Annotated in this window: 14 protein-coding genes; 8 read left to right on the plus strand and 6 right to left on the minus strand. The window is 72.7% G+C overall.

Annotated elements, in window-relative coordinates; all coding sequences use genetic code 11:
• Positions 1-4: 4 nt before the first annotated feature.
• The gene (locus ACFU7Y_RS27805; protein ID WP_380770013.1) at positions 5-874 is read right to left on the minus strand and encodes an Fpg/Nei family DNA glycosylase; all 870 of its coding nucleotides are present in this window, start codon (positions 872-874) and stop codon (positions 5-7) included.
• Between the two features lie 201 nt (positions 875-1075).
• Here ACFU7Y_RS27805 and ACFU7Y_RS27810 point away from each other — a divergent pair, with 201 nt between their 5' ends.
• From ACFU7Y_RS27810 to ACFU7Y_RS27825, 4 genes are all read left to right on the plus strand, one after another.
• Positions 1076-1570: an SRPBCC family protein gene (locus ACFU7Y_RS27810; protein ID WP_224283558.1), complete on the plus strand. Its 495-nt coding sequence runs from the start codon at positions 1076-1078 to the stop codon at positions 1568-1570.
• Positions 1571-1668: 98 nt separating this feature from the next.
• Entirely contained in the window at positions 1669-2328 is a 660-nt protein-coding gene (locus tag ACFU7Y_RS27815) for a hypothetical protein (protein ID WP_380770014.1), read from the plus strand.
• Between the two features lie 105 nt (positions 2329-2433).
• Positions 2434-3225: a thioredoxin domain-containing protein gene (locus ACFU7Y_RS27820; RefSeq protein ID WP_224282265.1), complete on the plus strand. Its 792-nt coding sequence runs from the start codon at positions 2434-2436 to the stop codon at positions 3223-3225.
• Complete coding sequence (locus ACFU7Y_RS27825) at positions 3222-3842, plus strand: vitamin K epoxide reductase family protein (protein WP_224282264.1); 621 nt, start codon at positions 3222-3224, stop codon at positions 3840-3842. Before ACFU7Y_RS27820 ends, ACFU7Y_RS27825 begins: the two co-directional genes overlap by 4 nt.
• A 72-nt stretch (positions 3843-3914) precedes the next feature.
• Here the strand turns inward: ACFU7Y_RS27825 and ACFU7Y_RS27830 are convergent, their stop codons facing one another.
• The 3 genes from ACFU7Y_RS27830 to ACFU7Y_RS27840 are packed head-to-tail and all read right to left on the minus strand — an operon-like array spanning position 3915 to position 6859.
• On the minus strand, positions 3915-4898 hold the full coding sequence (locus ACFU7Y_RS27830; protein WP_224282263.1) for an adenosine deaminase: 984 nt from the start codon (positions 4896-4898) through the stop codon (positions 3915-3917).
• A gap of 54 nt (positions 4899-4952) precedes the next feature.
• Positions 4953-6245, minus strand: coding sequence for an MFS transporter (locus ACFU7Y_RS27835; RefSeq protein ID WP_224282262.1), 1293 nt, complete (start codon positions 6243-6245; stop codon positions 4953-4955).
• The gene (locus tag ACFU7Y_RS27840) at positions 6242-6859 is read right to left on the minus strand and encodes a helix-turn-helix transcriptional regulator (protein WP_224282261.1); all 618 of its coding nucleotides are present in this window, start codon (positions 6857-6859) and stop codon (positions 6242-6244) included. The genes ACFU7Y_RS27835 and ACFU7Y_RS27840 overlap by 4 nt, the downstream gene beginning before the upstream one ends.
• A gap of 143 nt (positions 6860-7002) precedes the next feature.
• Here ACFU7Y_RS27840 and ACFU7Y_RS27845 point away from each other — a divergent pair, with 143 nt between their 5' ends.
• Together ACFU7Y_RS27845 and ACFU7Y_RS27850 are read left to right on the plus strand one after the other, a co-directional pair.
• Complete coding sequence (locus ACFU7Y_RS27845; RefSeq protein ID WP_051829638.1) at positions 7003-7284, plus strand: DUF6158 family protein; 282 nt, start codon at positions 7003-7005, stop codon at positions 7282-7284.
• Positions 7285-7404: 120 nt separating this feature from the next.
• Positions 7405-8793 carry an NADP-dependent succinic semialdehyde dehydrogenase gene (locus ACFU7Y_RS27850; RefSeq protein WP_380770015.1) on the plus strand — a complete coding sequence of 463 codons (1389 nt, stop codon included), beginning with the start codon at positions 7405-7407 and terminating at the stop codon, positions 8791-8793.
• Between the two features lie 32 nt (positions 8794-8825).
• Here the strand turns inward: ACFU7Y_RS27850 and ACFU7Y_RS27855 are convergent, their stop codons facing one another.
• Both ACFU7Y_RS27855 and ACFU7Y_RS27860 read right to left on the minus strand, forming a co-directional pair.
• Complete coding sequence (locus ACFU7Y_RS27855) at positions 8826-9119, minus strand: hypothetical protein (protein WP_224282259.1); 294 nt, start codon at positions 9117-9119, stop codon at positions 8826-8828.
• A 55-nt stretch (positions 9120-9174) separates the two neighbouring features.
• The gene (locus tag ACFU7Y_RS27860) at positions 9175-10176 is read right to left on the minus strand and encodes a Ku protein (RefSeq protein WP_380770016.1); all 1002 of its coding nucleotides are present in this window, start codon (positions 10174-10176) and stop codon (positions 9175-9177) included.
• Between the two features lie 146 nt (positions 10177-10322).
• Here ACFU7Y_RS27860 and ACFU7Y_RS27865 point away from each other — a divergent pair, with 146 nt between their 5' ends.
• Both ACFU7Y_RS27865 and ACFU7Y_RS27870 read left to right on the plus strand, forming a co-directional pair.
• Positions 10323-10550 carry a hypothetical protein gene (locus ACFU7Y_RS27865; RefSeq protein ID WP_380770017.1) on the plus strand — a complete coding sequence of 76 codons (228 nt, stop codon included), beginning with the start codon at positions 10323-10325 and terminating at the stop codon, positions 10548-10550.
• A 263-nt stretch (positions 10551-10813) separates the two neighbouring features.
• Positions 10814-12253 (plus strand): amino acid permease, encoded by a 1440-nt coding sequence (locus tag ACFU7Y_RS27870; RefSeq protein ID WP_224282256.1) that lies wholly within the window; start codon positions 10814-10816, stop codon positions 12251-12253.
• Positions 12254-12278: the final 25 nt, after the last annotated feature.

Consider the following 12278-nt stretch of genomic DNA (forward strand, 5'->3'; position numbering starts at 1 on the left):
GGCGTCACTTCAGCAGCCGCGACAGCCGCCGGTCCGCCAGCGGCTTGCCACCGGTCTGGCAGGTCGGGCAGTACTGGAACGAGGAGTCCGCGAAGGACACCTCGCGGATGGTGTCCCCGCACACCGGGCAGGGCTGACCGGTCCGGCCGTGTACCCGCAGCCTGAGCTTCTTCTCCGCCTTCAGCTCCTCCGCCGGCAGCCCGCGCGCATGCTCCACGGCCTCGCGCAGCGTGCCGCCGAGCGCTTCGTACAGCCGGGCCACCTCGTCCTCGGTCAGGCTCGCGGCCGGCTTGTACGGCGACATCCGGGCCGCGTGCAGCACCTCGTCCGAGTAGGCGTTGCCCACCCCTGCCAGCACGCTCTGGTCCCGCAGCACGCCCTTGATCCGGCGCCGGTCGTCGCGCAGCAGGGCGGCGAAGTCCGCCAGGGCGAAGGCCGGGTCCAGCGGGTCCGGGCCGAGCCGGGCCACGCCCGGCACCTGGGCCGGGTCCCGCACCAGGTGGACCGCGAGCCCCTTCTTCGAGCCGGCCTCGGTGAGGTCGAAGCCGTCCCCCACCTCGCCCGCCAGCCGCAGCCGCAGCGCCAGCGGGTTGCGCGGGCTCGGCCGCGGCGGCTCGGCGGGCAGGCTGTCCTTCCAGCGCAGCCAGCCCGCCCGGGCCAGGTGGACCACCAGGTGCAGCCCCTCGGCCTCGATGTCCAGGAACTTGCCGCGCCTGGTCACCGGACCGACCGTCCGCCCCTCCAGCGCCGTCACCGGAGGGTCGTACGTCTTCAGCGCACTGATCGCCACCGGCTGCACCCGGGCGATCACACGCCCGGTCAGCCGCTCGGACAGGAAGGCGCTCAGCGCCTCGACCTCGGGCAGCTCCGGCATGCGCCCAGTCTCCCCCGGCCCGCCGCCGACCGCGCGCGCTCGCCCCGCCGCCCCGCCCTCGTCCGGGCCCCTTTGCCGTCCCCCTCACCACCTCGCCGCCGCCCCGGTCGTCCCACTGCCCCACCGCTCCACCCTCACCCGCCGCTTTGCCCGTCCCCGGCCCGAGGCGCAGGCTGGGGACGGAGGGAGGTGCCGCGCACCATGAGCACCCTTGAGGAACAGATCGACATCGCCGTCCCCGTCCTCGCCGCCTGGGAGCAGCTGCACCGGGTGCACGAGTATCCGCAGTTCGTCGAAGGCGTCCGCAGCGCCCACCCGCACGGCCGGAACCTCGCGCACCTCGGGGTGGAGATCGACGGGGCCGAGCGCTCGGTCGACGCCGAGATCACCGACCGCGGCCGGGGCCGGGTGATGGCCTGGCGGACCCTGGACGTCCTCCGGCTGCACGGCGCCTTCGCGCTGATGCCGCTCGACGCCCGGCACACCCGGGTGCAGATCCGGGTGGAGTACGACCCGGAGGCGGTGCACCGGGAGTTCGGCGGGCCGCGCGGTTTCGCCCTGGCCGGGGCGATCGAGCGGGCGGTGCGCGAGGACCTGGACCACTTCCGGGAGCTGGTGGAGGCGCGGGTGAACGCCGCCGACGGCCACCCCGCGGCACCCGACGACACCCCGCCGGCCTCCGGCGGCCGCCCGTAAGTTCCGCATAAGCCCAGCTCAGCGCGGGTGGTGAGGCTCTTCACAGCTCGCCGCCCGGCAGGCCGTTCCGGTTTCGACCTGTGGCAGACTCGGGTCCCATGGACATCGGCCCGGCCACCAGGACGCTCCGTGCGGCGGTCTTCGCCGCGCTGGTCGTCCTGCTCGCCGGGCTCGGACAGGTGCTCGTCACCGGCCGCGCGCTGCCGGTCGGCCCGATGCTGCTGGCCTCGGCCGCCGTCTTCGCGGTGGCCTTCGCGCCGGCCGGCCGCGAGCGCGGCTACCCGGCGATCGCGGCGGTGTTCCTGCCGCTGGAGCTGGGCGCCGGCGCGCTGTTCGACCTCGCGCAGAGCACCTGTCCCTCGCTGCCGCCCGGCGCCGGGCACGGCCTCCAGCCGCTGCTGTGCGGCGGCGGCTCGCTCGGCGGCTTCCTGCTCGGCCACGGCGTCTCCCCGCAGACCGGCGTGCTGCTGATCCTGCTGCTGCACACGGTGATCGCGCTGGCCGGCGCCTACTGGCTGCGCCGCGCGGACGCCGCGCTGTGCTGCCTGGCCGGGACCGTCCGGATGCTGGGCGAGTTCCTGCACCGCCACCTGCCCGCCGCCGCCCGCTGGCTGCGGCTGCTCGTCGCTCCGCTGCCGGCCCGTCCGCCGGCGCGGGCGCCGTTCCCCCGGGCCAGCCGGTCGCTGGTCCCCGCCGAGGACGTCGTCGTCCGCCCGGCCGTCCGGCGCGGTCCGCCGGTGTTCGCCCTGGCCGCCTGAGCCCGCAGGCCTCCCGCCCGCCCAGCCGGCTGTCTCTCTCCCCTCGCGCAGGCCCCGCCCGGCCGCGCGTCTCCCCGTACGCCCGAGAGCACAGGACGACACCCCATGAGCAACACCCGCAAGACCGACAAGAAGACCTCCGCCACCGAGCGCATGCGCGTCGCCCGCGCCCAGGCCGAGCGCTCCGACCGGATCCGCCGCCGGGTGGTGGTCGGCGGCGCCTCCGTCGCCGTGCTCGCCCTCGCGGCGGGCGTGGCGTTCGCCGTCGGCGGCTCCTCCGGCTCCGGTTCGAACGCCGCGAACGGCCCGCTGGTCGTCCCGGCCAACGCGAGCGGCACCGACGGCACCGTGATCACCTACGGCAGGGCCGACGCCCCGCACACCCTGGATGTCTACGAGGACTTCCGCTGCCCGTTCTGCGAGCAGCTGGAGACCACCACCGGCAAGGCGATCCAGCAACTCGCCGACGACGGCACGTACAAGGTCGAGTACCACCTGGCGACGTTCCTGGACAACAACCTCGGCGGCAAGGGCTCGCGCACCGCGCTGGCCGCGGCCGGCGCCGCGCTGAACGAGGGCGTGGACAAGTTCAAGGCGTTCCACGACGTGCTGTACGCCAACCAGCCGGACGAGCGCAGCGACGCCTTCGGCGACGTCAACCACATCCTGGACCTGGCAGGCCAGGTGCCCGGCCTGAAGACCGACGGCTTCGTCAAGGCCGTCCAGGACGGCACCTACGCGCCGTGGGCGGCCAAGGTCAACGAGGAGTTCAACAAGAGCGACGTCACCGGCACCCCGACCGTCAAGCTGGACGGCAAGAAGCTGGACGTCCTGACCGGCGGCAAGGCCGTCGCCCCCGAGCAGTTCACCGCGATGGTCAAGCAGGTGACCGGATGACGGCCGGTTCCCCCGCCGCACGGCCCACCTACGGCGCGAGCCGCCCGTTCGCCTGGCTGCTGCTGATCGGCGGCGCGGTCGGCCTGTTCGCCTCGACGGTCCTCACCCTGGACAAGATCCGGCTGCTGCAGGACCCGTCCTACGTCCCCAACTGCAACATCAATCCGATCATCAGCTGCGGTTCGATCATGCGCAGCGAGCAGGCCGAGGCCTTCGGCTTCCCCAACTCCCTGATCGGACTGGTCGCCTTCGGGGTCGTCGTCGCGGTCGGCGCCGGGCTGCTCTCCGGGGCGGCGTACCGGCGCTGGTTCTGGCTCGGCCTGCAGGCCGGGACGGTGTTCGGGGTCGGCTTCGTGACCTGGCTGATGTACCAGGCGCTGTACCGGATCGGCGCGCTCTGCCCGTACTGCATGGTGGTGTGGGCCGCGGTGATCCCGCTGTTCTGGTACACCACGCTGCACAACCTGCGCACGGGCGTGATCCCGGTGGGCCCGCGGCTGCGGGCGGTCGTCCGCGAGGCGGCCCGCTACCACTGGGTCGTCCCGGCCCTGTGGTACGCGGTGATCGCGCTGCTGGTCCTCAACCGCTTCTGGTACTACTGGAGCACCCTGATCTGACCCCCGTCCCGCCGCCCTCCCGTTTCGACGGGGAAGGGCGGCGGGCCGCCACGGCGGGCGCGTCCCCGCCGATCAGAAGGTGAACTCCTCGACCTCCGCCAGGAGTTCGGCCCGCCGCCGGTCGTCGATGAACGAGGCGCGGAAGGAGTTCGCGGCCAGTCGGCGCAGGGTCTCCTGGTCGAGGGCGAGGGCCTCGCGCACGGCGCGGAAGTTGTCCTCCACGTAGCCGCCGAAGTACGCCGGGTCGTCGGAGTTGACGGTGACCAGCAGGCCGGCCTCCAGCATCTCGCGCAGCGGGTGGTCGGCGAGGGTGTCGACGCAGCGCAACCGGACGTTGGAGAGCGGGCAGAGGGTCAGCGGGATCTGCTCGCGCACCAGGCGGGCGACCAGCTCGCCGTCCTCCAGGCAGCGCAGCCCGTGGTCGATCCGCTCGACGCCGAGGACGTCCAGCGCCTCGGTGATGTACGCGGCCGGGCCCTCCTCGCCCGCGTGCGCGACCCGGCGTAGCCCGGCCTCGGCGGCCCGGCGGTACACCTCGCGGAACTTCACCGGCGGGTGGCCGACCTCCGCGGAGTCCAGGCCGATGCCGGCGATCCGGTCGAAGTACGGGCGGGCGGCCTCGAAGGTCTCCAGCGCGGACTCGGCGGACTCGTCCCGCAGGAAGCACATGATCAGCTGGGTGCTGATGCCGTGCCGCTCCTCGCTGCGCTCCAGCGCCCTGCTCAGCCCGTCCACCACCACGGCCAGCGGCACTCCGCGCGCGGTGTGCGCCTGCGGGTCGAAGAAGATCTCCGCGTGCCGCACGCCCTGCTCGGCGGCCCGGGCCAGGTAGGCGTCGGCGAGGTCGGCGAAGTCGTCCTCGGTGCGCAGCACGGCCATCAGCGCGTAGTAGAGGTCCAGGAAGGACTGGAGGTCGCTGAAGGAGTACGCCTCGCGCAGCGCCTCGGTGTCGGCGTACGGCAGCTCGACGCCGTTGCGGGCGGCGAGCTCGAAGGCGAGTTCGGGCTCCAGGGTGCCTTCGATGTGCAGGTGGAGTTCGGCCTTGGGAAGCGGCATGTGCGATCTGTCCAGCGGTAGCGGGTGGACCCGGAGGTGACGGAATGATCCATCCTATGAGCTGCTGCCCGTCGGGGGCCCGGCGGGCAGTTCCCGGCGGGTGCGCAGCGGGGAGAGCAGCGGCAGCGCCCCGGCCAGTACGAGCAGGCCGGACATCACCCACATGGTGGCGCGCAGCCCGATCGTCTCGCCCAGCGTGCCGCCGGTCAGGGCGCCGAGCGGGATGGTCGCCTGGACCGCGAACATCGAGCCGGCCGCGACCCGGGTGAGCAGCTCGGGCGGGGTGTAGGACTGCCGGAAGCTCCCGAGCACCACGTTGACGAACACCGCCGCCGCGGTGACCGTGAGCGATCCGAGGAGGTAGAGCGCCGTCCCGGGGCCCGGCCCGGCCAGCGGCATCAGCAGTCCGAACGGCATGGCGGTGAGCAGCACGATCCGTACCGCACGCGCCGTTCCGAGCCGGTGGCAGAGCGGGCGGGCCGCCAGCGCACCGAGCACGCCGCCGACCGCGGCGGCGGAGGCGAGCCCGCCGACCCAGCCGGGGGCGATCCCGGCCTCCCGGACCAGGAACAGCGCCAGGATCGACTGGTAGCCGATGAGCGCGAAGTTCGCGGCCGCGCCGAAGCACAGGAAGGCGCGCAGGTACGGGTCGCGCAGCAGGAAGGACAGCCCCTCCCGGACCTGCCCGAGCAGGTCCGCCCGCCGGGGCACGGGCGGCTCCGGCCTGGACCGGATCCGCAGCAGGGTGCCGGCCGCCACCAGGAAGCTCACCGCGTCGACGAGCAACCCGGCCGCCACACCCAGCAGTTGGATGGTCAGCCCGGCCAGCCCGCGCCCGACGACCTCGGCCGCCGAGCCGCTGCCCTGGAGTTTGGCGTTGCCTTCGACCAGGTCCTCCGGCGCCACCAGCTCGGGCAGGTACGCCTGGTAGGCGGCGCCGAAGAACACCGAGGCCACCCCGCTCAGGAAGGCCACGGCCAGCAGCTGCGCCAGGGTGAGCACCCCTGTCCAGCCCGCCACCGGCACGCTCGCGAACAGCGCGGCCGAAGCCAGGTTGCAGACGATCATCACGGCCCGCCGGGGCAGCCGGCCGACCCACACCCCGGCCGGCAGGCCGAGCACCAGCGAGGGCAGCCAGACCGCGCCGGTCAGCAGGCCGGAGGCGAGCGGCCCGGCGTCCAGCACGAGCACCGCGACCAGCGGCAGGGCGACGGAGGTGACGCTGCTGCCCAGCCGGCTGGTGGTCTCCCCGGCCCACAGCAGCCGGAAGTCCCGATCGGCGAACAGGCCCCAGCGTGAACGGACTTCGGGATCCCGGGCAGCCGGGACGGCGGTCGCGGCGGTCACGGCCGGGCCGGGACGCTGTGCGAGAAGGCGAGCACGGTCTCCCGCTCCTGCCCGTCCTGCGGCACCGGCCGGTCCGTCCACTTCTGGATCACCGCGTGCAGGTCCGCGGCCAGTTCCCGGGCCTCCTCCGGGGTGAGCCGCAGCCAGGTCTGGGTGGCGATCGAGCAGCCGTCCCGCCACTCGGGGGCATAGCCGCTGCGCCGCGCCCCCCACTCGCGGACCAGCTCGGCCTGACGCTCCAGCAGGATCGAGCCGGCCGCGTCCGCGACGGCCTCGGTGACCGGGTCGCCGTCGAAGTCGGCCCTGGTCCAGCTGAGTTCCTTGTCGGCGAGCCGCCACCAGCGTTCGCGCCGGTCCCGGGCGAGTTCGGGCGCCTCGGCGATCAGCCCGCTCTCGGCCAGCACCTTCAGGTGGTGGCTGACGTTGCCGACCGCCTGTCCGGTGCGCTCCGCGAGCTGCCCGACCGTCGCCGGGCCGTCCACCTTGAGCAGGTCGAGCAGGCGGCGGCGCAACGGGTGGGTGAGGGAGGCGAGCACCCGGGAGTCGGAGATCTCCCGGAAGCCGCGCGGTTCGTCCGTCTTCTCGGTCGTGTTCTCGGTCGTCTTCTCGGTCATGCCGGGAGGATATCCACAAGGACTCTTGTACAACAGCCCTTTTACAACTCCTCTTGTGGATTCACCACGCGAGCGAAACGGGTGCACCGGCGGCGGCCGACGGGCACCCTGTAGGAGGGGACTTCCGCCGAGGAGGCACCGAGATGCGGCACGCCGACGACCCGCACATCCGGCCCGCGGGCATCTCCCCGCACGCCCTGGGCAACGACACGCTCCTGCACGAGCTGGAGCAGCTGCACCGCACGCGCCACGAGACCTTCCTCTACGGCTCGGAGGACGCGCTGAAGCGGCACACGCTGCGCACCGGGGAGCTGGAGGCCGAGTACCTGCACCGCTTCCCCAACCGGCAGGTCACCGCCGCACGGACCAGGGCCGGGGCCCGGGCCCGGGAGGCTGCGGCCCGGGTGGAGTCGCTGCCGGAGTGACCGGAGCCGACCGCGCGCCCGCCGGGACACGCCGGGCGCGCGATGGCGTGCCCGGAGCCGGGTGGTCGGGGAGGGTGTGAGGGTAGACGCACCGGACCCTGACCCCACCTGGGAGCGCCCATGCCCATCGCCAGCGTCAACCCCGCGACCGGCGAGACCGTCAAGACCTTCGAACCGCTCGACGCGGCCGGTATCGAGCGGCGGCTGGCCCGCGCCGACGCCGCCTTCCACAGCTACCGCGACACCTCCTTCGCCGCCCGCGCCGAACTGATGCGGCGCGCCGCCGACCTGCTGGACCAGGACCAGGAGGCGGTCGCCCGCACCATGACCGAGGAGATGGGCAAGCCGCTCACCGCCGCCCGCGCCGAGGCCGCCAAGTGCGCGAAGGCGATGCGCTGGTACGCGGACAACGCCGAGGCGCTGCTCGCCGACGAGCACCCGGCCCCGGCCGACGTCACCGACTCCGGCGCCACCGGCGCCTACGTCCGGTACCGCCCGCTCGGCCCGGTGCTGGCCGTGATGCCGTGGAACTTCCCGTTCTGGCAGGTCATCCGGTTCGCCGCGCCGGCCCTCATGGCGGGCAACGTCGGCCTGCTCAAGCACGCGTCCAACGTGCCGCGCACCGCGCTGGCGATCGAGGAGCTGTTCCGGCGGGCCGGTTTCCCGGAGGGCTGTTTCCAGACCCTGCTGATCGGCTCGGGCGCGGTCGAGGGCGTGATCCGGGACCGCCGGGTCGCCGCCGTCACCCTCACCGGCAGCGAGCCGGCCGGGCGGGCGGTCGCGGCCACCGCGGCGGACGAGGTGAAGAAGGCCGTCCTGGAGCTGGGCGGCAGCGACCCGTTCGTCGTGCTGCCGAGCGCCGACCTGGACGCCGCGGTGCGCACCGCCGTCCGGGCCCGGGTGCAGAACAACGGCCAGTCCTGCATCGCCGCCAAGCGCTTCATCGTGCACACCGACGTGTACGACCGCTTCACCACGGCCTTCGCCGACGCGATGCGCGCGCTGAGGGTCGGCGACCCGATGGACGAGGGCACCGACGTCGGCCCGCTGGCCAGCCGGCAGGGCAGGGACGACCTGGAGGAGCTGGTCGAGGACGCCCGCACCCGCGGCGCCCGGGTGGAGTGCGGCGGCGGGCGCCCGGAGGGCTGGGACACCGGCTGGTTCTACGAGCCGACGGTGCTGACCGGCATCACCCCGGCGATGCGGATCCACCAGGAGGAGACCTTCGGCCCGGTCGCCACCGTCTACCGGGTGGCCGACCTGGACGAGGCGGTGGCGGTCGCCAACGACACCCCGTTCGGGCTCAGCGCCAACGTCTGGACCACCGACGAGGCGGAGCGGGAGCGCTTCGTCCGGGACATCCAGGCCGGCGGGGTGTTCTTCAACGGGATGACGGCCTCCCACCCGGCGCTGCCGTTCGGCGGCGTCAAGCGCTCCGGGTTCGGGCGGGAGCTGTCCGGGCACGGGATCCGGGAGTTCTGCAACGTCACCACGGTGTGGATCGGCTGAGCCCTCCCGGACCCCGGCTCATCCCGGCCGGGTCAGGACGCCATCCGGTGCCGGCCCGGCCCCGGCGTCATCCAGCGGGCGATCACGCCGAACATCGCGATGACCGTCAGGCCCCAGAAGATCGCCATCGGCACCAGCACCGGCAGCAGGCTCACCTGGGCGGCGACCATGCCGAGGCCGACCGAGAGCGCGATCATGAACGTCACCACGGTGGGGCTGAGGCTGAGCAGCCAGTGCCAGGCACGGTGCCCGAAGCCCCGGTTCTGCCGGGCTTCGGGTTCAGCCTCGGTTCGGGCGTCGATTTCCTTGTAGGTCAGCAGGTCCATCGGGATCGCCTCCAATGCCGGACGGCTGGACGGGAGGAGGGCCTGACCCGGGGGGTCAGGAGGCCTTGCGGGGAGCCGAGGACTTCCGGGTGGCGGTCCGCTTCGCCGCCGGACTCTTCGCGGAGCCCTGCCCGGAGGTCTTCCCGGAGGTCTTCTCGGAGGTCTTCGAGCCCGTCTTCGCGGCGGTCCTCCCGGCCGCCTGGGCGCTCTTCTTCGCCGGGGCACGCTTGCGCGGAGCGGGCTCCTCCTCTGCGCCGGCCTGCCCGGCTCCGGCGTTCCGCCCGCCCTTGGCCTGCCTGAGGCTGCTGCGCAGCGCCTCCATCAGGTCGATCACGTTGTCCGGGGCCTCGCCCGGCTCCTCCTCGTGCGGGACCTCGACGCCCTCCAGCCGCGCGGTGATCACCTGCTGCAACGCCTGCTGGTAGTCGTCGTGCAGCTGGGCGAGGTCGAAGTCCTCGGAGAGGGTGTCCATCAGGGAACGCGCCATCTTGAGCTCCTGCGGCCGGACGGTGACGTCCCCCTCGGGCGCGATGCCGGCCGCCGGGCGGACCTCGTCGGGCCAGATGCAGGTCTGGAGCACCAGGGTGTTGTCGTGCACCCGCAGCACCGCGGGCGACTCCCGGGTACGCAGCGCGATCTTGGTGACGGCGATCCGCCCGGACTCGGTGAGCGCGTCGCGCAGCAGCGCGTACGGCTTGGCGGCGCCCTTGTCGGCGACGCCCACGTAGTAGGCCTTGGAGAACATCAGCGGGTCGATCTCGCCCTCCTCCACGAAGGCCAGCACGTCGATGATCTTCTTGCTGGGCAGCGGCAGGTCGGCGAGGTCCTCGTCGGAGAGCGTGACGGTCCGCCCGTCGGGGGACTCGTACCCCTTGGCGATCTCCGCGTACGGGACCTCCTTCTCCTCCCGCTCGCAGTACCGCTTCATCCGCACCCGCCCGCCGTCCTTCGCGTGCACCTGGTGCAGCGGGACGTCGTGCTCCTGGGTCGCGGAGTACAGGTGGACGGGGATGCTGACCAGCCCGAAGCTGATCGTCCCCTTCCAGGTGGTCTGCATGGGGTCGCTCCTGACCGGCGCCGGGAACCGGCCGGCACCGAGAACGCTCGGGATGCTCCTGCGGCATGCCCCGAGAGTCCCACTGTGCCTGGATTTGCGAGGATCGGCCACACCGCGCCGACAATGGGCCGAGGAGGTCGATGCGCATGACCGCCCGGAGCCGGCAGGACCGGGGCCGGACACCGCCGCCGGAGCGGTACGGCTACCTGGTGACGTACGCGGTCCTGGGCGAGCCCGGCGTACGGCGCGCGGAAGTGACCGTGCTGCCCGGATACTCGCAGGAGGAGGACATCCCCCGGATCCTCTCCGCCCGACTGACCGGGCGACCGGCGGACGAGGCGTCGATCACCATCCTCGACATCCGGCCGATCTGACCGCCACCGGCGGCCGATCTGAGGCCCAGCAGAGCTTGGCAACCTCCCAGAATCCTGATGACACGTCAGATTTGAGGTTTCCATGCCACCTTTCCACCCACCCTGACCAGGCTTTTTATGTCCGTTGAGCGAACAGTTACCAAAAAATTGTTCCGATACTCGGGCGTAGAAGTTAGGTTGCGACGCAATGCGCGGGTCAGTCCCCCACCCTCCGGTGCCACGAGCCGAGGGTCAGACCGCGCTGGAAAGGCACAGGGCACCTGATGAGTGCAGACACCACCCAGCCCACCGCGGCCACGAGCCTCCCCCACCAGCCGGGGCCGATCGGACACGGCGGCGACGGCCACCTGAAGGCCGGGCTCAAGAACCGCCACCTGTCGATGATCGCCATCGGCGGCGTGATCGGCGCCGGCCTCTTCGTCGGCTCCGGCGCGGGCATCGCGACCACCGGCCCCGGCATCCTGCTCTCCTACGCCCTGGCCGGCGCACTGGTCGTCCTGGTGATGCGGATGCTCGGCGAGATGGCCGCGGCCGACCCCCAGAGCGGCTCGTTCTCGGCGTACGCGGACCGGGCGCTCGGCCGCTGGGCCGGCTTCAGCATCGGCTGGCTCTACTGGTTCTTCTGGGTCGTGGTGCTGGCCGTCGAGGCGACGGCCGGCGCGAAGATCCTGAACAACTGGGTGCCCGGCGTGCCCCAGTGGGGCTGGGCGCTGATAGTCATGGCGGTGCTGACCTCCACCAACCTCTTCTCGGTGGCCTCCTACGGCGAGTTCGAGTTCTGGTTCGCCGGGATCAAGGTGGTCGCGATCGCCGCGTTCCTGGTGATCGGCACCCTCGCCGCCTTCGGCCTGCTGCCGGGCACCCACGCGGTCGGCGCCAGCAACCTCACCGGCCACGGCGGCTTCCTGCCGCACGGGGTGGGCGCGGTGTTCACCGGCATGCTCACCGTGGTGTTCGCCTTCATGGGCAGCGAGATCGTCACCCTGGCCGCCGGCGAGTCGGAGGACCCGGAGAAGGCGGTCAGCAAGGCCACCAACAGCGTCATCTGGCGGATCGGGATCTTCTACCTGGGATCGATCCTGCTGGTGGTCACCCTGCTGCCGTGGGACTCCGCCGACGTCAAGGCGAGCCCGTACGTGGCCGTACTGGACCACATCGGCATCAGTGGTGCCGGCCAGGTGATGGACGTGATCGTGCTGACGGCGGTGCTGTCCTGCCTCAACTCCGGGATGTACACGGCTTCCCGGATGGCCTTCTCGCTCGGTCAGCGCGGGGACGCGCCCAAGGCCTTCGCCACGGTGACCTCGCGCGGCGTGCCGCGGGTCGCGATCCTCTCCTCGGTGGTCTTCGGCTTCGTCGCGGTCTTCTTCAACTACACCTCGCCGGACACCGTGTTCGCCTTCCTGCTCAACTCCTCCGGTGCCGTCGCGCTCTTCGTCTGGCTGGTGATCTGCGCCACCCAGCTGCGGATGCGCAAGATCATCGAGCGCGAGATGCCCGAGCGGCACACCGTCCGGATGTGGCTGTACCCGTACCTGACCTGGACGGCCATGGGCATGATCGGGTTCGTCATGGCGTACATGTTCACCGACGCCGACGGGCGCAAGCAGATGTACCTGTCGCTGGTCGCCGCAGCCATCGTGCTGGCGGCCTCGGCCGTGGTGGGCCGACGGCGGCGGGCTGCGGTGGCGGCGGGATCCTGACCCGCCCGCCCCGCGCGGGAACGCC

This window comes from Kitasatospora sp. NPDC057542 (assembly GCF_042801945.1).
Lineage (GTDB): Bacteria > Actinomycetota > Actinomycetes > Streptomycetales > Streptomycetaceae > Kitasatospora.